This is a genomic window from Nocardiopsis sp. NPDC049922 (genome assembly GCF_040660275.1).
Taxonomy (GTDB): domain Bacteria; phylum Actinomycetota; class Actinomycetes; order Streptosporangiales; family Streptosporangiaceae; genus Nocardiopsis.
Genome location: NZ_JBFAME010000004.1, coordinates 361,736 through 380,332 on the forward strand (window position 1 = coordinate 361,736; position 18,597 = coordinate 380,332).

Annotated in this window: 15 protein-coding genes; 7 read left to right on the forward strand and 8 right to left on the reverse strand. The window is 70.0% G+C overall.

Going from position 1 to position 18,597, the window contains the following annotated elements; genetic code table 11:
- Nucleotides 1-62 precede the first annotated feature (62 nt).
- The gene (locus AB0I72_RS10650) at nucleotides 63-1,118 is read left to right on the forward strand and encodes a CDP-alcohol phosphatidyltransferase family protein (protein WP_358565417.1); all 1,056 of its coding nucleotides are present in this window, start codon (nucleotides 63-65) and stop codon (nucleotides 1,116-1,118) included.
- Nucleotides 1,119-1,149: 31 nt separating this feature from the next.
- Here the strand turns inward: AB0I72_RS10650 and AB0I72_RS10655 are convergent, their stop codons facing one another.
- The 5 genes from AB0I72_RS10655 to AB0I72_RS10675 all read right to left on the reverse strand — a co-directional run bounded on the left by AB0I72_RS10655 (nucleotide 1,150) and on the right by AB0I72_RS10675 (nucleotide 7,609).
- Entirely contained in the window at nucleotides 1,150-2,700 is a 1,551-nt protein-coding gene (locus tag AB0I72_RS10655; protein WP_358565420.1) for an NCS1 family nucleobase:cation symporter-1, read from the reverse strand.
- 281 nt (nucleotides 2,701-2,981) lie between these two features.
- Entirely contained in the window at nucleotides 2,982-3,992 is a 1,011-nt protein-coding gene (locus AB0I72_RS10660) for a TIGR03842 family LLM class F420-dependent oxidoreductase (protein WP_358565423.1), read from the reverse strand.
- Between the two features lie 14 nt (nucleotides 3,993-4,006).
- Complete coding sequence (gene hydA / locus AB0I72_RS10665; protein WP_358565426.1) at nucleotides 4,007-5,413, reverse strand: dihydropyrimidinase; 1,407 nt, start codon at nucleotides 5,411-5,413, stop codon at nucleotides 4,007-4,009.
- Nucleotides 5,414-5,425: 12 nt separating this feature from the next.
- On the reverse strand, nucleotides 5,426-6,268 hold the full coding sequence (locus AB0I72_RS10670; RefSeq protein ID WP_358565429.1) for a nitrilase-related carbon-nitrogen hydrolase: 843 nt from the start codon (nucleotides 6,266-6,268) through the stop codon (nucleotides 5,426-5,428).
- 384 nt (nucleotides 6,269-6,652) lie between these two features.
- A complete protein-coding gene (locus AB0I72_RS10675; RefSeq protein WP_358565431.1) occupies nucleotides 6,653-7,609 on the reverse strand; it encodes a hypothetical protein in 957 nt (318 codons plus the stop codon).
- Nucleotides 7,610-7,792: 183 nt separating this feature from the next.
- On the opposite strand from AB0I72_RS10675, the gene AB0I72_RS10680 reads away from it, so the two are divergent.
- Nucleotides 7,793-8,251 (forward strand): flavodoxin, encoded by a 459-nt coding sequence (locus AB0I72_RS10680; RefSeq protein WP_358565436.1) that lies wholly within the window; start codon nucleotides 7,793-7,795, stop codon nucleotides 8,249-8,251.
- A 29-nt stretch (nucleotides 8,252-8,280) separates the two neighbouring features.
- On the opposite strand, the gene AB0I72_RS10685 is transcribed toward AB0I72_RS10680, so the two are convergent.
- A complete protein-coding gene (locus AB0I72_RS10685) occupies nucleotides 8,281-9,048 on the reverse strand; it encodes a peptidoglycan recognition family protein (protein WP_358565439.1) in 768 nt (255 codons plus the stop codon).
- A gap of 184 nt (nucleotides 9,049-9,232) precedes the next feature.
- Nucleotides 9,233-10,348 carry a hypothetical protein gene (locus tag AB0I72_RS10690; RefSeq protein ID WP_358565442.1) on the reverse strand — a complete coding sequence of 372 codons (1,116 nt, stop codon included), beginning with the start codon at nucleotides 10,346-10,348 and terminating at the stop codon, nucleotides 9,233-9,235.
- A 180-nt stretch (nucleotides 10,349-10,528) separates the two neighbouring features.
- Between AB0I72_RS10690 and AB0I72_RS10695 the strand changes: the two genes are divergently transcribed.
- On the forward strand, nucleotides 10,529-11,683 hold the full coding sequence (locus tag AB0I72_RS10695) for a methyltransferase domain-containing protein (RefSeq protein ID WP_358565445.1): 1,155 nt from the start codon (nucleotides 10,529-10,531) through the stop codon (nucleotides 11,681-11,683).
- Nucleotides 11,684-11,894: 211 nt separating this feature from the next.
- Here AB0I72_RS10695 and AB0I72_RS10700 read toward each other — a convergent pair whose 3' ends face one another.
- Nucleotides 11,895-13,271 carry an aspartate aminotransferase family protein gene (locus AB0I72_RS10700; RefSeq protein WP_358565448.1) on the reverse strand — a complete coding sequence of 459 codons (1,377 nt, stop codon included), beginning with the start codon at nucleotides 13,269-13,271 and terminating at the stop codon, nucleotides 11,895-11,897.
- A gap of 237 nt (nucleotides 13,272-13,508) precedes the next feature.
- Between AB0I72_RS10700 and AB0I72_RS10705 the strand changes: the two genes are divergently transcribed.
- The 4 genes from AB0I72_RS10705 (at nucleotide 13,509) to AB0I72_RS10720 (ending at nucleotide 18,494) form a co-directional block, all read left to right on the forward strand.
- Nucleotides 13,509-14,957 carry a gamma-aminobutyraldehyde dehydrogenase gene (locus AB0I72_RS10705; protein ID WP_358565451.1) on the forward strand — a complete coding sequence of 483 codons (1,449 nt, stop codon included), beginning with the start codon at nucleotides 13,509-13,511 and terminating at the stop codon, nucleotides 14,955-14,957.
- A 118-nt stretch (nucleotides 14,958-15,075) separates the two neighbouring features.
- Nucleotides 15,076-16,236 carry an ABC transporter ATP-binding protein gene (locus tag AB0I72_RS10710; protein WP_358565454.1) on the forward strand — a complete coding sequence of 387 codons (1,161 nt, stop codon included), beginning with the start codon at nucleotides 15,076-15,078 and terminating at the stop codon, nucleotides 16,234-16,236.
- Between the two features lie 120 nt (nucleotides 16,237-16,356).
- Entirely contained in the window at nucleotides 16,357-17,634 is a 1,278-nt protein-coding gene (locus tag AB0I72_RS10715; RefSeq protein WP_358565457.1) for a spermidine/putrescine ABC transporter substrate-binding protein, read from the forward strand.
- A gap of 5 nt (nucleotides 17,635-17,639) precedes the next feature.
- Nucleotides 17,640-18,494, forward strand: coding sequence for an ABC transporter permease (locus tag AB0I72_RS10720; protein WP_358565460.1), 855 nt, complete (start codon nucleotides 17,640-17,642; stop codon nucleotides 18,492-18,494).
- The last annotated feature ends 103 nt before the right edge of the window (nucleotides 18,495-18,597 follow it).

Genomic DNA, 18,597 nt, shown 5'->3' on the forward strand with positions numbered 1-18,597 from the left:
CGTGCGTTCCGCTGCCGCACGACGGCCCCGATCGATCGTTCACCGTGCCTGGAGTCTCTCCCATGCCATCGTTCACTCTTCGCGACGTACAAGAACAGACCTACAAGTCACGTGACTCGTGGTGGACCGTGTGGTTGGTCGATCCCCTCGCCTCGCGGTTGGTCAGGGTGACCGCGAACCGGACCGGGATCACCCCGAACCAGCTGACCCTCGCGGCGCTCGTCCTGGGGTTGGCGGCGGCCGCGTGCTTCTACCTCGCCGACTGGTACTGGCTGCTGGCCGGCGCGTTGCTGTTCCACCTCAGCTTCGTCCTGGACTGCATGGACGGGAAGATCGCCCGCCTCAAGGGCAACGGCTCGGTCTTCGGCAGCTGGCTCGACTACGTCTTCGACCGCGTCCGCGTCCTGATCTGCGCCATCGCGCTCATGGGCGGCCAGTTCGCCGTGACCGGGGAACCGATCTTCCTCTGGTTCCTCCTGGGCATCGTCTTCACCGACATGTTCCGCTACCTGAACTCCCCGCAGATGGCCAAGGTGCGCACCACCATGCGCCGCCACATGGTCCAGGCGATCCGGGAGGCCGAGGACGGCGGCGACGAACGGGGCGGCCAGGAGGTCCGCGAACTGGCGGCCGGGTTCCGCTCCGGCGCCCCCGCCGACGACGAGGGCGACGAGGGCGACGTCTCCCTGGGTGACGCGGAGCGCGTCACCCAACCCGCCCGGCGGGCCGTACCCGAGGGGGACGGGGAACCGGTCGTGCCCACCCCGGGACGCAAGGCCCGGCAGATCCAGAGCACCGCGCTGCAGGAGGGATTCCACCAGCGCTTCCCGTGGTACCGGCGCGTGCGGGACGTCCTGCGAGAGAACCGGATCCGCCCGCACCTGTTCAGCGGGATCGAGTTCCAGATGGGCGTGTTCATCGTCGCACCGCTGGTCGGCCTGTTCTCCACGACCGGCATGCTCGTGACCATCGCCGCGTCCGGCTGCATGATGCTGGCCTTCGAGCTGGTGATCATCTACAAGCTGTGGCTGTCCACCCGCGAGTTCACGCGAGTCACCCGCGACATCAACACGGCGCTGGCCCGGCTCGAAACGGAGGAGCAGCGCCCGGCCGCCTGACCGGAGTCAGCCGACCGGCGCGTCGCTCTCCTCAGGAGGCTCCCACGCGGGAGCGCCGGTCGGGTACCACCACCCCCAGGCCCCAGTGGATGACCAGCGCCGACACGAAGCCGACGACCCAGCCGTAGTCGGCCAGCGGCGCCAGGACCGGGATCAGGCCGTTCTCGGGGAAGGGGCCCTCGCCCGGCGCCGAGTGCGAACCGCCGATCGCGAGCACCGCGCCCACGACGAAGGCCACCAGCGCCCGCCAGTTCCACCCGCCCGCGTACCAGTACGCCGAGTCGCGGGTGTAGAGGGCGGTGAGGTCCATGCGGGTCCGGCGCAGCAGCCAGTAGTCGGCGACGAGGATGCCGCCCACGGTGCCCAGCACGCCGCCGACCGTGCCGAGCCAGGTGAAGATGTACACGTTCGGGTCCGAGATCAGCCGCCAGGGGAAGATCAGGACACTGACCACGCACGTGATGACCGCGCCCGTCCGGAAGCTGATCAGCGTCGGCTTGAGGTTGGCGAGGTCGTAGGCCGGGCCGACGAGGTTCGCGGCGATGTTGGTCGAGACGGTCGCCAGCAGCACCACGAAGATCGCGAACAGCAGCGCGATCCCGTTCGACATCTGCGCCACGATGTCCACCGGGTCCCACAGCGGGGCGCCGTACACGGCCTGCGTGCCCGCGGTGACCATGACGGCCAGCAGCGCGAACGCCGCCATCGTGGTGGGCAGGCCGAACGTCTGCCCCAGCACCTGCGCGCGCTGGGAGGAGGCGAACCGCGTGAAGTCGCTGATGTTGAGGCTCAGCGTCGCCCAGAAGCCGATCATGGCCATGAGGGACGGGAAGAACAGCGCCCAGAACTCCGGCCCCCAGCCGAGTTCGGAGTTGACCGCCAGCAGCGGGCCGAAACCGCCCGCCTGCACGACCATCCATCCCAGCAGCGCGACGCCGCCGACCAGCATGAGCGGAGCCGCCCACACCTGCACCTTCCGCACGCCCTCCATGCCCCACAGGATGATCCCGAGCTGGGCCACCCAGAACAGCCCGAAGGACAGCCACATCGTCCACGGCTGCCCGCCGACCTCGGCCGCGCCGCTCCACCCGTCGCCGAACACGCGGCCCGCGAGGATGTGGACGCCCTGGCCGCCGATCCACGTCTGGATGCCGTACCACCCGCACGCCACGGCGCCGCGGATCAGCGCGGGCAGGTTGGCGCCGCGCAGTCCGAAGGAGGCGCGCGCGAACACCGGGAACGGGACGCCGTACTTCGCGCCGGCGTGGCCGGTGAGGACCATGGGGACGAGGACGATCAGGTTGCCCAGGGCGATCGTCAGGACCGCCTGCCGCCAGTCCATCCCCACGGCGATCAGACCGCTGGCGATGGTCCACGCGGGCAGGTTGACCGACATGCTGATCCACAGGGCGGTGAAGCTGCCGGTGCCCCAGGTGCGCCAGGACATGGGCACGGGGTGCAGGTCTTCGTTGACGAACGGGCCCTCGGGCAGGTTCTGGCCCTCGGGCATGGAGACCCGGCCGTCGGGGTGGGCGACGGAGGGTGAGGTGGCGGGTTCGGGTGAGGGAGGAGCGTGGGTCACGGATCACCTGGTTTCGGCGGTGCTGACGGGGGATCTGAGGTGGGCGGGGGACACGGGCAGGACCCGCGTTGGTGGGGGGAACGCCCGGGTTCGTCCCGGACCGCCGATCATTTTCACACGTGAGCGGGGGGACCTGGCGTCCCTCCGCCCGCCGCGCACCACCGGGCGGGTGGACGCGGCGGGCGGAGGGCGCGTGGGGTCGGGCCCCGGGAACCCTCCGGCCCGGGGTTCGTCGGTCTCGCACGTCGGACGGTCCGCGAGACGCGTGTCGGCTCCGTGTCTCAGGACACGGCCGGGATCACCTCACGGCCGTAGACGTCGATGACCCCGTCCACGTCGTCGTGCATCGCGTACACCGCGAACTGGTCGACGCCCGCCTGGCGCAGCCGCTCCAGCTTGGCGACGTGTTCCTCCACCGGGCCGACCAGGCAGAACCGGTCCACGATGGCGTCGGGCACGAACTCGGTGTCCGGGTTGCCCGCCCGGCCGTGGTGGCTGTAGTCGTAGCCCCGCCGGGAGCGGATGTAGTCGGTCAGCTCCTCGGGGACGGCTCCCGAGTGCTCGCCGTACCTCTCCACCAGGTCGGCGACGTGGTTGCCCACCATCCCGCCGAACCACCGGCACTGCTCGCGCGCGTGCGCCAACCCCTCGGCCGAGCCGTCCGTGACGTAGGCGGGCGCCGCCACGCACACGGTCACGTCGTCTGGATCCCGACCGGCGTCCGCCGCCGCCGACCGCACGGCCTTGACCATCCACTCGGTCAGGTATGGGTCGGCCAGTTGCAGGATGAAGCCGTCGGCGCACCGGCCCACCAGGTCCAGCGCCCTGGGTCCGTAGGCGCCCATCCACACCGGCAGGGAGCCGTCCCGCACCCACGGGATGCGCATCGGGGCCCCGTCGACGTCCGCCTCCCTCCCCTCGGCGAGGTCCCTGATCGCCGACATCGCCTTCTCCAGCCGCGCCAGGGTCGCGGGCTTGCGCCCCGCGACGCGCATCGCCGAGTCGCCGCGCCCGATGCCGCACACCGTCCGGTTCCCGAACATGTCGTTGAGCGTGGCGAAGAGCGAGGCGGTCACCTCCCACGTCCGCGTGCTCGGGTTGGTCACCATCGGTCCGACGACGAGGTTCTCCGTGCGCTCCAGGATCCGGCTGTAGATGACGAACGGCTCCTGCCACAGCACCACGGAGTCGAAGGTCCACCCGTGGGTGAACCCGAGCCCGTCGGCGCGCGCCATCCGCTCCACCAGCAGGTCGGCGGGCGGGTCGGTCTGGAGGACGAGTCCGATGTCCATGCTGATCTCTCCTCTCAGACCAGGTACTGGCAGGTGGACCGGGGCACGTACCGGCCGTGCCCGGCCTCGCCCAGGTAGGTTCCGTCGTCGACCACGACGCGCCCGCGCGACAGCACCGTCCTGGCCCTGCCGGTGACGCGTCTGCCCTCGTAGGCCGAGTAGTCGACGTTCATGTGGTGGGTCTCGGCGGAGATGACCTGTTCGGCGCGGGGGTCGTAGACCACGATGTCCGCGTCCGCCCCCGGCGCCACCGTCCCCTTGCGCGGGTGGAGGCCGAACATGCGGGCGGGCGTGGCGCAGGCGATCTCGATCCACCGCCGTCGGCTGATGTGCCCGTCCACCACGGCCTGGTGCAGCAGGTCCATCCGGTTCTCCACACCCGGCATGCCGTTGGGGATCTTGGAGAAGTCGCCCACGCCCAGGTCCTTCTGCCCGGTGAAGCAGAACGGACAGTGGTCGGTGGAGACCACGGACAGGTCGTTCGTGCGCAGCGCTCGCCACAGGAGCTCCTGGTGCTCCCTGGGCCGCAGCGGCGTGGAGCACACGTACTTGGCGCCCTCGAACCCCGGCTCGGCCAGGTTGTCCGTGGACAGGAACAGGTACTGCGGACAGGTCTCGCCGAACACGTTGAGGCCCTTGTCCCGGGCGCGGGCCAGTTCCTCGACCGCCTCGCCCGCCGACACGTGCACCACGTACAGCGGCGCCCCGGCCACGCGGGCGAGCTGGATCGCGCGGTGGGTGGCCTCCGACTCCAGCAGCGCCTTGCGGACCTCGCCGTGGTGGCGCGGGTCGGTCCTGCCCTCGGCCAGGGCCTGCTCGACCAGCACGTCGATGGCGATGCCGTTCTCCGCGTGCATCATCGTCAGCGCGCCGTTGGCCGCGCCGCGCTGCATCGCGCGCAGGATCCGGCCGTCGTCGCTGTAGAAGACACCCGGGTAGGCCATGAACAGCTTGAACGACGTGACGCCCTCGTCGACCAGGACGTCCATCTCCTTGAGCGAGGACTCGTTGACGTCGGACAGGATGGCGTGGAAGGCGTAGTCGATCGCGCACGTCCCGTCCGCCTTGGCCATCCACGTGTCCACTCCGGCGCGGACGGACTGGCCGGGGCTCTGGATCGCGAAGTCGACGATGGTGGTGGTGCCGCCCCAGGCCGCGGCCCGGGTTCCGGTCTCGAAGGTGTCGGCCGACTGGGTGCCGCCGAACGGCATCTCCATGTGGGTGTGCGCGTCCACGCCGCCCGGGATGACGTAGTGGCCGGCGGCGTCGATGACGGCGGCGTCGCCGCGCGCCCAGCTCTCGGCGGTCTCGGTGCCCCGCAGGGCCAGGGCGGCGACCCGCTCGTCCTCGACCAGGACGTCGGCCTCGACCTCCTCCGCCGCGGTGACGACCAGGCCGCCTCGGATGACGGTGCGTCCCATGCTCGCCGCCCCCTAACCCTCGACCAGTGGGCCGTAGGCGTCCGGGCGCCGGTCCCGGAAGAAGGCCCACTGCTGGCGGACCTCGTCGATCAGGTCGAGGTCGAGGTCGCGTACGACCAGCTCCGCCTCGGTGTCGGAGGCGACGTCGCCGACGAACTGGCCGCGCGGGTCGACGAAGTAGCTCGTCCCGTAGAAGTCGTTGTCGCCGTACTCCTCGACGCCCACGCGGTTGATCGCGGCGACGTAGTAGGCGTTGGCCACCGCCGACGCGGGTTGCTCCAGCTTCCACAGGTAGGCGGACAGGCCGCGGCTGGTCGCGGACGGGTTGTACACGATCTGGGCGCCGCCGAGCCCCAGCGCGCGCCAGCCCTCCGGGAAGTGGCGGTCGTAGCAGATGTAGACGCCGATCCGGCCGACGGCGGTGTCGAAGACCGGCCACCCGAGGTTGCCGGGGCGGAAGTAGTACTTCTCCCAGAAGCCCTTGACCTGGGGGATGTGGTGCTTGCGGTACTTGCCGAGGTAGCTGCCGTCGGAGTCGATGACGGCGGCGGTGTTGTAGTAGAAGCCGGGCCCCTCGACCTCGAAGACCGGCAGGACCATCACCATGTCGAGTTCCTTGGCCAGGGCCTGGAAGCGGGTGATCGTGGGGCCGTCGGGCACGGGCTCGGCCCAGCGGTGGTGCTCGGCCTCCTGGACCTGGCAGAAGTAGGGGGCGTTGAAGACCTCCTGGAAGCCGATGACCTTCGCCCCCTGCGCGGCGGCGTCGCGCGCGTACTTCTCGTGGGCGGACAGCATGGATTCGGTGTCGCCGGTCCACTCGGTCTGGACGAGTGCGGCACGGACGGTGTGCGGCATGGTTCCCTCGCTCCTTGCTGAGCGCCGCCCGGTCCGGGCGGCCAAGAACGCCTGAAGTGTCCGCGTATGGCCTGTTCGCACGAGTGGTGGGAGCAGGTGGTGCGCGTGCCGTCGCACCCTAAGGAAGAGGGGAATGGCCGGTCAACGTCCGACATTCTCGCGGCCGTGATTCGGTCGTGTTGCGCCGGTTCACTAATGGGACGGATGGTAGGTAATGTCCGTTGAGTGGGCGTGAATATTCGGAGGAAATGCCAGGTTTGACCCGGATTCTCCGCTGAATTTCAGAGATCCGCACAGGACACGCGTGAGGGCCGCCGGTGGTGGTTCCGGCGGCCCTCGCGGCGGTCACGTCGCCGTGGGAACGGGGTCGTGCGACCCGACGGTTCAGTCGACGAGGGACACGTTGGTCTCGTTGCCGCCGTAGGTCTCCGAGCTGACGCCCATGTGGGTGATCGCGCTCGCGTCGGGGACGTCGAAGGCGATCGTCACGCTGGAGAACGCGCCCCCGGCGTCGAGGCTGACGAAGACGCTGCCGCCGTTGATCTCACGGGTGAGGTCGTAGTCCTCCTCGTACTGGGTCCCGTCGTCCTCGTAGACGTGCTGCTCGTCCATCCAGAACGAGGTGGAGGAGCCGTCGGGGTCGGCGACGTCGATCTCGACCACGAGGTACTCGCCGGCCGGGGTGTAGCCCTGCAGTTCGTCGACCACGTCGACGCCGGTGACGACGTACGTCAGCCCCTCGTGCTCGAACTCGTCGCCGATCGTCTCCATGCCGGAGGTGTCGATCTCGGGGTCGGCGGGCGCCTCCGGGGCCTCGGGGTCCTCGACACCGGGGTCGTTGTCCTGGGAGTTCTCACCGGGGTCGCGGGGCGCGACGCTCGGATCCGAGTCGTTCCCGTTGAAGACCACCACGAGCAGGACCACGAGGACCACACCGATCACGAACAGCGCGGCGCAGCCCAGCCCGAGGAAGAGCCACGGGGACTTCTTCTTCTGCTGCGGGGGCTGCTGGCCGTACGGGTTGCCGTACGGGTCGACCGGCGGGGCGGCGTAGGGGTTGCCGTGCTGCTGGGCGTAGGGATCACCGTGCTGCTGCGCGTACGGGTCGCCGGGCTGGCCGTAGGGAGCGCCGCCCTGGTTGTACGGGTCGCCGCCGTGGCCGTACGGGTCACCCTGGTTGTACGGGTCGCCGGGCATCCCCGGGCCGCCCGGAGGCGGGCCCATGGGCGGCTGACCGCCGGTGGGCGGACCCATGGGGGGCTGACCGCCGGTGTGGGGCCCCTGCGGGGGCATACCGGGCGGCGGGCCCTGGTAGGGGTCGTTCGGAGGAGGCTGGCTCATGGCGGTCCTTGGCTTTCTGCCGTGGTGCGGGGCGAGCCCGAGCCCGGGAGGGGTTCCCTACCCGCGGTTCGGGTCGAGGCGTCGGCCGGGGGCGCCCGCGATCGGCGGCTGCTCGTTCTGTGTCGGGTCAGACGTCCGCGGGAACGGATCGGTTCTCCCACGCGACGTGCCTACTGTGGGGTCATGGCACGACTGCTCATCGTTCACCACACCGTCTCGCCCGCCACCCAGGAGATGCTGGCCGCGGTGCTCGACGGTGCCCACACCGACGATATCGAAGGCGTGGAGGTGCGGACGAGGCCAGCCCTGGCCGCGACCGTCATCGACCTGCTGGAAGTCGACGCCGTACTGCTCGGGACGCCCGCCAACATCGGCTACATGAGCGGTGCCCTCAAGCACTGGTTCGACACGGTGTACTACCCGGCCCAGACCGACACCGAGGGGCTGCCGTACGCGCTCTTCGTGCACGGCGACAACGACACGTCCGGGGCGGTGCGCGCGGTGGAGTCGATCGCCAAGGGAATGGGCTGGCGGCGCCAGCGCCCGCCGGTCTCCGTCACCGGTCGGCCGGGCGCCGAGGCCCGGGAGGCGTGCTGGGAGCTGGGGGCCGTCATGGCGCTCGCGGCGCTGGGCGAGGCCTGACCCCGAGCACGGGCGGACGCCGCTCCGGTTCAGCTCGCGGCGGCGGACTGGTGGCGGGCGACCTGGGCGTGGAGTTGGGCGAGCGCGTAGCTGGTGACCTTGTCGCCGCTGGTGGCCTTGGACCCCATCTGCCTGCGCACCCAGAGCAGGGCGTCGGAGGTCTCCTGGCCGTAGCGGCCGTCGACCCCGTGCTCGGGCAGGCTGGCGCCCGCGTACGTGAGCATCTGCTGGAGCAGCGTGACGCGGCTTCCGGAGTCACCGACCTTGAGTCCGAGCATGTCGTCTCCTGATCCTGGGGGAGCCCCTGGGCGTTGGGTGAAGGTGCCGTCCTCGACCAGGGCGTAGAGCACGCTCCCCGGGCACGAGGTGGATACGAAGTCGCGATGTCCGAGCACCCTTCCGGACACGCCGTGCTCGGACATGAGCCAGGCGCGCAGTCGGCGGACGCCGTCGATCTGCGCGTCGGTGGGCCGCTCGCCCTCGCCGATCATCAGGCTGACGCTGTAGTAGCCGGAGTTGCCCGATCTGGTGCCCTGGGCGGCCTGGTAGCGGAACAGCCCGCGGCCCTCGAAGACGCCGCCCTCGACCGAGACGCCGAAGCTGTACCCGATGTCGGCCCAGCCGCGGCCGTTGACGTGGTGGTCGCGCGTGCTCTTCCAGTAGGCGACGCACGCGGCGTGGCCGTCGAGGTGGGTCGCCGGTCCGTTGTAGTGCACGACGAGACCGGACTCGGGGTCGGCGTAGTCGGCGGGCGAGGTCGCGGACCACCCGAAGTAGGTCCGCGGGTAGTCGATCACGGGTGCCTCCTGCGGGTAGCGGGGGAGAAGACTCGATGCGACGAACCCACACGGTGGATTACCGGGTGTTCACCGATAGTGTTCCCACTCCGCGACGGATTCCAGCCCCGAATCGGAGGAATCTCGGCCGGTCAGCCCGGCTGGGGTCCGTTGCGTCCCGCCGCTCCCCGCGCCCCGGTGGTCCCTAGGGCAGGAGGGTGTACGCGAGGATCAGCAGGACCACGACCACGACCACCAGCACGACCACCACCACCCCGAGCCGCACGTACTCAAGGTCGGGGCGTGCTGGCACAGGGAAAGGACGCGGAGCGGTGGTGGGACCGGGGGCCGCCTCCGGATCGGGGGTAGGCAGCGGCCACAGCACCCTGAGCGGGAACCTCGCGTCCGCCCTGCGCAGCGCCCTCGCGGCTAGGCGGAGGTCGTCGGCCACGTCGATATCCGCCACGTACAGACGCCAGATCTCGGCGACCTGCTCGGCCGTCTCGGCGAGATCCACCTCGTCGGTCCACGCGGGGTCCTCGGCCACCTCCCCGTGGGCCTCCACGTCCAGCGCCACCCGCCACCGCCCGTCCTCGGCTGTGACCGGAGACAGCAGGAACACCAACTCCCCGGTCGCGACGGGCCTGCGGATCGAGACGGGGGCGGGGCCGCGCTCGCCCCGTAGCCGGGCCATCCAGCGGTCGGCGTCTACCTCCACGACCAGCCGTTCGGGCTCCTCGCCACCGGAACGGCTCGTGTGCACCACGATCTCCAGGCCCGAGAACCCGCGCGCGGTACAGTGCAGCTCCACCCGCGCGTCGTACTCCCGCTCGCGCTCACGGAAGGCGATCGCCAGCGAGCTCGTCCCGGTCCGGTCCCACCTGTGTACGGTCACTTCGACGGGGCGCTCTTCCTCCGGGCGGTCCTCCCCCGCCCACCGCTCGATCTCTGGGAGACGGACGTGGTACACGGCGCCGGGAAACAGGTGCTCGCCGCGCATCAGTCGCGCGTCGATCTCGACCTCGGTCCAGCCGAGGAGATCGGCGAACTCCTCGCGGGTCATCGGGAGCGGCTCCGTCTCGTCCTCTTGGAAGGAACGCGAGGCCTCCAGCAACGACTCCTCCGCCGCCCTCGCCTCGCTTTGGTGGGCCTCGATCAAACGAGCGAACCCCAGATCGGAGAACTCCTCCAGAGACGGGAGCAACAGGCGACCGTCCTCCACCCGCAGACTGGTGAGAGCCTCGTGCAGGGCGGCGGTGAGGTCGGCCAGGAAGGTTTCGGACACGGCGGGGACGATGAACTCCTGGTGTGTGTGCGGCATGGGGGGCTCCGAACGTCGAACCAGTGGTCATCGGTTCGGACGCACCCCGTCCCGTCCCGGTTCCCCAGGGACGGGAGCGTGAGCTACGGGGCTCAGTCGAGTGGGGGTGTTCGGTCACGCCGGGTGACCGGATGTGGCCAGGACATTGCCGTGCCGTGACCGACTGATTACCGTTGGTTCATGGTGTACCAGGAGTACGGACCCGAGGACCTGTCCGCCATCGTCGGCCAGGGGTGGGCCGACGAAGTCCGCGCCGCGCCGCGCGAGTACTTCATCCCCGACCGCGCCCAGGCCACGCCCATGTCGGACGCGCTGAGCCACTGGATCGACCGCGCCGAGGACCCCGACCGCTGGCGCGCGGCCGTGTACAGCGACACGACGATCCTGACCCAGGTCGACGACGGCGCGACCGAGCTGACCGAGGAGACGGCCACCCGCAAGATCCCGTCCAGTTCCTCGACAGCGCCCAGCCTCGTGGGCGACTTCCTCGACCTGCTCGACCCGCGCCCCGGGGACCGGGTGTTGGAGATCGGCGCCGGAACCGGCTGGACCGCCGCCCTGCTGTCGGCGCGGCTCGGGGACCAGGCCGTGACCACGGTCGAGGTCGACGAACAGGTCGCCAAACGGGCCGAGGAGAACCTGCGACGTGCCGGGTTCGCGCCCAGGGTCGTTATCGGGGACGGCGCGCTCGGGCACCCGGACGGAGCGCCCTACGACCGGGTACACGTGACCTGCGGGATCAGCACAGTTCCCTACGCGTGGGTGGAGCAGACCCGGCCGGGTGGCGTGATCGCCCTCCCGTGGCTGCCCAACAGTGTGCGCGGACAGCAGCTCGTGCTCACCGTCTCCGACGGTCAGGCCGTCGGCCGGTTCCATGGCCGAGCCTCGTTCATGATGATGCGCGCCCAGCGTGGGGAGCTTCCGCCGCCTGTGGACGAACCCCGCTACTCGTCGACACGGGTCGAGCCGTCGCGGATCTTCGAGGCCGGACCCGGGTTCACGGCGGCTCTGTCCGTGCTCCTGCCCGGGGTGCTGCTCACCAACTGGGAGTGGGGAGAGGACAGGGGGACCCTACGGGATCCGGCCAGCGTGTCCTACGCGTCAGCGTCCGGAACCGGCCTCGGCGGCTCGGCGGAGGCCATGCAGGTCGGCCCGCGTGATCTGTGGAGCGAGCTGGAGGACGCCTACCGCACGTGGCTGAAGTGGGGGAGCCCCGGTGTGGAGCGCCTCGGCGTCACCGTCGACCGGACGGGGCAGCACGTGTGGGTGGATTCGTCGGAGAATCGCATAGCGGAAGGGACGGAAGGTCCATGGGACAACACCGCAAGGAAGTGAACTGCTTCCATTGCAAAGGCAAGAAGGAGATCACGCAGAACCACGACGGCCAAGCCATCGTCATCCCCTGCCCGATGTGCAACGGCACCGGTAAGCAGCCCTCATAGCCCCCACCATCGCCACGGGTCGGAACTCCAGACCGACCTGAAACGGGGCGTGCCCCCGCCCGGAAGTCGGGGGCGGGGACACGCGGATCGGGGGTGTGGCGGGGTCAGATCCGCTCCCACGCCTCCGTGAGGACCTTGCGCAGGATGCGTTCCATCTCGTCGAAGTGCTCCGGGCCGCAGGTCAGCGGCGGCGACAGCTGCACGACGGGCTCGCCGCGGTCGTCGGCGCGGCAGACCAGACCGGCCTCGAACAGCGCCTGGGACAGGAAGCCCTTGAGCAGTCGGGTCGACTCCTCGGCGGTGAAGACCTCCTTGGTCTCCTTGTTCTTCACCAGCTCGATGCCGTAGAAGAACCCGTCACCGCGCACGTCGCCGACGATCGGCAGGTCGAGCAGCTTCTCCAACGTCGCGCGGAACACCGGGGCGTTCTCGCGCACGTTGTCGAGGATGCCCTCCTTCTCGAACAGGTCGATGTTGGCGAGCGCGGCGGCCGCGGCGACCGGGTGGCCGGCGAAGGTGACGCCGTGCAGGAAGACGTTGCCCTCCTCCTTGAACGGCTCCATCAGCCGCTCGCGGGCGATCACACCGCCCAGCGGCACGTAACCGCTGGTGGCGCCCTTGGCGAAGGTGATCATGTCCGGCAGGTAGCCGTACTTGGTGGCGCCGAAGTACTCACCGAGGCGCCCGAACGCGCAGATGACCTCGTCGGAGACCATGAGCACGCCGTAGCGGTCGCAGATCTCGCGCACGCGCTGGAGGTACCCGGGCGGCGGCGGGAAGCAGCCGCCGGAGTTCTGCACCGGCTCGACGAAGACCGCGGCGATGGTGTCCGGGTCGTTCTGGAGGATCGCGTCCTCGATCTGGTCGGCGGCCCAGCGGCCGAAGGCCTCGGGGTCGTCGCCGTGGACGGGCGCGCGGTAGAAGTCGGTGTTCGGCACCTGGATGGTGCTCGGCACCAGCGGCTCGAACGGGGTCTTGATGCCCTGGAGCCCGGTGATGGACAGCGCGCCGAGGCTGCTGCCGTGGTAGGCGATCTTCCGGCTGATCACCTTGTGCCGGAGCGGCTCGCCGATCGTCTTGAAGTACTGGCGGGCGAGCTTCCAGGCGGACTCGACGGCCTCGGAGCCGCTGGTGGTGAAGAACACGCGGTTCAGGTCACCGGGGGCGAGGTCGGCGAGCCGGTCGGCCAGCTCGACGGCCTTCGGGTGAGCATAGGTCCAGATGGGGAAGTACGCGAGCTCCTTCGCCTGCTCGGCGATGGCGTCGGCGATCTCCGTGCGGCCGTGTCCGGCCTGGGAGACGAACAGGCCGGCGAGACCGTCCAGGTACTTCTTGCCGTTCGAGTCGAAGACGTGGACGCCCTCACCGCGGGTGATGACGGGGACGTCGGCATCGTCGTAGGCGGCCATCTCCGTGAAGTGCATCCACAGGTGGTCCTTGGCGGCCCGCTGAACGTCCTGCGGGCTCAGGCTCGCTGCCACTTGGTGCTCCCATGATCGCTGGGTGGGTGCGGGGACCGTGTGGAAGGTCGGTCGACCCGTGGGTCCCTGCATGGACCCGCTATAGAAATAGTGGCACGGACGCGGCTTTTGTCAAGTATCCGTCGCGAAACCGAACCTTTACAACGGAATCACTTGATCTTGTGCGTGTCAGGTGGCAACGTGACCTGAGACACCGACACCGCGCGCGAACGTGCTTGACCAGGCAAGGGAGTAGACGTGACCGAGAGGCACGACCTCGACCATCTCAGGAACTTCGTCAACGGGGAGTACGTCGACACGATCGACGGAATCCGCAGCGACATCGTCGACCCGTCGACCGGCAAGGTCTTCGCCACGGCTCCTGTCTCGTCCGCCGCCGACGTCGACCACGCCTTCCAGGTCGCCCAGCGCGCCTTCGACGGCGGCTGGCGCGACACCACCCCGGCCGAGCGCCAGATCGCCCTCAACCGGTTCGCCGACGCCGTCGAGGCGCGCGCCGACGAGCTGGTCGAGGCCGAGGTGCGCAACTGCGGCAAGCCCGTGGCGCTGACCAAGAGCGAGGAGATCGCCCAGGTCCTGGACGCGCTCCGGTTCTTCGCCGGTGCGGCGCGCAACCTGGAGGGCCGCGCCGCGGGCGAGTACATGGCCGACCACACCTCGTGGATCCGCCGTGAGCCGATCGGCGTCGTCGGGCAGATCTCGCCGTGGAACTACCCGATGGCGATGGCCGCCTGGAAGATCGGCCCCGCGCTGGCGGCGGGCAACACCATCGTCCTCAAGCCCTCGGACACCACCCCGGTCTCCACGCTGCTGCTCGCCGAGATCGCGTCCGAGTTCCTTCCCGCGGGCGTGTTCAACGTGATCTGCGGCGACCGCGACACCGGACGCGCGCTCGTCGACCACAAGATCCCGCAGCTCATCTCGCTGACCGGCTCCACCCGCGCCGGGTTCGAGGTCGCGCAGGCCGGTTCCCGCGACCTCAAGCGCCTCCACCTGGAGCTCGGCGGAAAGGCGCCGGTCATCGTCTTCGACGACGCCGACGTCGAGCGCGCCGCCGCCGGGATCGCCGAGGCCGGGTTCTTCAACGCGGGCCAGGACTGCACCGCCGCCACCCGCGTCCTCGCCGCACCGGGCATCCACGACGACTTCGCCGCCGCCCTGGCCGAACAGGCGCGCGGCACCGTGACCGCCCCGCCGAGCAACCCCGACGCGCTGTTCGGCCCGGTCAACAACGCGAACCAGCTCGCCCGGGTCAGCGGGTTCGTCGAGCGCACCCCGGACCACGCCGAGATCCTCGCCGGCGGTCAGCGGGTCGGCGACGAGGGCTACTTCTACGCGCCCACGGTCGTGTCCGGCCTCCAGCAGGGCGACGAGCTGGTGACCGACGAGATCTTCGGCCCGGTCATCACCGTCCAGCGCTTCACCGACGAGGACACCGCCGTCCGGTGGGCCAACTCGGTCGAGTACGGCCTGGCCTCCAGTGTCTGGACCAGGGACCACGCCCGGGCGCTGCGGGTCTCCCGCCGCCTCGACTTCGGCTGCGTGTGGATCAACACCCACATCCCGATCACCGCGGAGATGCCGCACGGCGGCTTCAAGCACTCCGGCTACGGCAAGGACCTGTCGATGTACTCCTTCGACGAGTACACGCGGATCAAGCACGTCATGAGCTACATCGGTGACTGACCCGGCGTCCGACCCGGCGGCTGACCGGGACCCCGGCCGGGCGGTCGCCCGGCCGGGCGAGCTGCCCGACCGGCATCCCCCAACACCAGGAACGAGAGCTGACAGGAGCCTCCCCGCCATGGCCACAAGCACCACGACATCTCCGCCCGAGGCGCCCGCCGAGACCCTGGACCCGGCGCAGGCCCCGGCCATCAGCCTGGAGGGCGTGACCAAGTCCTTCCGCTCGGGTTCGGAGACGGTCACGGCCGTGGCCGGGGTCGACCTGACCATCGCCCAGGGGGAGTTCTTCTCGCTGCTCGGGCCGTCGGGCTGCGGCAAGACCACCACCATGCGGATGATCGCCGGGTTCGAGGAGCCGACCGCGGGCGTCGTCCGGCTCGACGGCCGCGACGTCACCGGGATCTCGGCCAACCACCGCGACGTCAACATGGTCTTCCAGAGCTACGCGCTCTTCCCGCACATGAGCGTCGCCGAGAACGTGGCGTTCGGGCTCCGGCGGCGCGGCGTCGCCAAGGCGGAGATCCGCACCAGGGTCGCGGAGATGCTCGACCTCGTGGAACTCGGCCACCGCGCCAAGCACCGGCCCTCCCAGCTCTCCGGCGGCCAGCAGCAGCGGGTCGCGCTGGCCCGGGCGCTGGTCAACCAGCCCAGCGCGCTCCTGCTCGACGAGCCCCTGGGCGCCCTCGACCTCAAGCTCCGCCAGTCCATGCAGGTCGAGCTCAAGCGCATCCAGCGCGAGGTCGGCATCACCTTCGTCTACGTCACCCACGACCAGGGCGAGGCGCTGACGATGTCGGACCGCATCGCGGTGATGAACCACGGCCGCGTCGAGCAGCTCGGCACGCCCGCCGAGATCTACGAGCGCCCCGCCACGCGGTTCGTCGCCGACTTCATCGGCACCAGCAACCTGCTCACCGGGACGGTCGGGGACCGCACGGACGCGGGGGCGTGGCGGGTCGAGGTCGGCGACGGCGCGACCGCCCTGGCCGCCGGACTGCCCGACGGCACCGAGGCGGGCGCCGAGGTCCACCTGACCGTGCGGCCGGAGAAGGTCCGCATCGCCGTGGACGAGCCCGAGGGGGCGGTCAGCCGCGTGCCGGGCACGGTCACCGAGACGGTCTACCTCGGCTCGGCCACGCACTACCAGGTCGACATCGGCGCCGACCAGCAGGTCACCGTCTACCAGCAGAACACCTCGGGCTCCGGCCTCGTCGCCGAACGCGGCGCACGGGTGTGGCTGTCCTGGACACCCGAACACTCCTACGCGCTGTCCGACTGACACGACCACGACCGCGACCGGGCCGACCCGCTCCAGAGCCCGCCCGACCCGGTCACCGTGACCCGGCCCAGAGCCGGTCACCACAGCCGCATCCCCCGACCAGAAGCAGGGAACGACGACATGAACCACAGCTCTCGCCCGTCACCCACCACCGCCCAGCAGCAGCTCCTGCGCGGGCTGACCCGCCGCCGCCAGCGCGGCCCGCTGGCCGTGCCCGGCATCAGCCGCCGCGGCACGCTCCAGGCGGGCGGCGTCGCCGCAGCCGCGCTCGCCCTCTCCGCCTGCGGTGTCGGCGGCCAGCAGCGCGAGACCGAGTCCGTCGAGAACTACTGGGGCGACAAGGAGCGGACCGGCTCCCTGCGGTTCGGCAACTGGCCGCTGTACATGGACTCCGAGCGCACGCAGCTCCAGCAGTTCACCGAGGCGACCGGGATCGAGGTGGACTACAAGGAGGACGTGCAGGAGGCGGCGCAGTTCTTCGGGCAGATCCAGCCCAAGCTGGCCAGCGGCGACGACACCGGCTACGACCTGATGGTCCTGCCCAACGGCTTCGAGCTGGCCAAGCTGATCGAACTCGGCTACCTCGTGCAGCTGGACCACACCCGGCTCGGCAACTTCGCCGACTACGCGGGCGAGGCCTACAAGGTCACCGCCTACGACCCCGGCAACCGCTACACCATCCCCTACACCTCGGGCATCACCGGCATCGCCTACAACCCGGAGTACGTCGACCGGGAGATCACGAGCATCGCCGACCTGTGGGACCCCGAGTTCGCGGGCAAGGTGGGCATGATGTCCGACGCCCAGGAGATCGCCAACTTCGGTCTGCTGTACAACGGCGTCAACCCCGCCGACTCCACCCAGCAGGACTGGGAGGCCGCCGCCGACGTGCTCCGGGAGCAGCGCGACGCCGGGATCGTGCGCGCCTACTACGAGCAGGACTTCATCCAGCCGCTGACCAACGGCGACCTGTGGATGACCATGGCCTGGTCGGGCGACATCTACCAGCAGAACGCCGAGGAGGGCACGAACCTCAAGTTCGTCGTCCCCGAGGAGGGAGCCACCCTCTGGACGGACTGCATGATGATCCCCTACACCTCGCAGGCGCCGGTCGACGCGATCGAGCTGATGAACTTCCTGTACGAGCCGGAGATCCAGGCCGGGCTCACCGAGTACATCGCCTACATCACGCCGGTCCCCTACGTGCAGGAGGTCTTCCAGGAGTGGGCCGCCGCCGAGGGCGACACCGAGCGCGCCGAGGAGCTCAGGGAGATGGCGGAGAGCCCGCTGGTCTTCCCGACCGAGGCGGAGTACCAGCGGCTGCACAACTACGTGAACCTGCCAGCCGAGGAGCAGGAGGGGTTCGCGTCCCTCTTCCACGCCATCACGCAGAGCTGACCGCCATGAGCAACCGTAAGTACACCCCGTACGTGCTGGTCCTGCCAGCCTGGGCCTGGCTGGCCCTGTTCTTCGTCGTCCCCATCGGCGGCATGGTGTCGCTGTCCCTGACCACCGGCAACGTGGTCACCGGCTTCCAGCAGACCTTCGAGGTGGGCAACTACGTCACCGCCGTCACCACGTACTGGGAGCAGATCGTCCGCTCCCTGTTCTACGGCGCCTGCGCCACGCTGCTGTGCATCGTCATCGGCTACCCGATGGCCTACTGGATCGCCTTCCGGGGCGGGGCGCACAAGTCCACGTACCTGCTGCTGATCCTGCTGCCGTTCTTCGTGTCGTTCGTGCTGCGGACCATCTCGTGGCGGTTCCTGCTCGCCGACAGCGGCGTCGTGCTGGGCCCGCTGAAGTCGATCGGGCTGATCCCGGGCGACTTCGCCGTGCTCAACTCCTCGCCCGCGGTCATCCTGGGCCTGGCCTACAACTTCCTGCCGTTCATGGTCCTGCCGATCTACGCGGTGCTGGAGCGCATGGACCCGCGGATGGTGGAGGCCGCCCACGACCTGTACGCGGGCCGGATCCAGGCCTTCCTCCGGGTGATCCTGCCGGTGTCGCTGCCCGGAGTGTTCGCCGGTGTGCTGATGACCTTCATCCCGACCAGCTCCGACTACGTGAACTCGTCGGTCCTGGGCGGCACGCACAACACGATGATCGGCAACGTCATCCAGACCCAGTACCTGGTCAACAACAACTACCCGATCGCCGGGGCGATCACGTTCGTCCTCATGGGGCTGCTGCTGGTCGGCATCTTCAGCTACGCGCGGGCCCTGGGAACCGAACGGGTCATGGAGGTGCACACGTGAGCACCGGAGTCGACACACCCACGGTGTCCGGAGGGGCCGCGCCGAGCGGTCCCGGGGGCGCCGAGGCCGCGGCCGGGGGACGGCCCCCGCGTGCGCGGCGGCG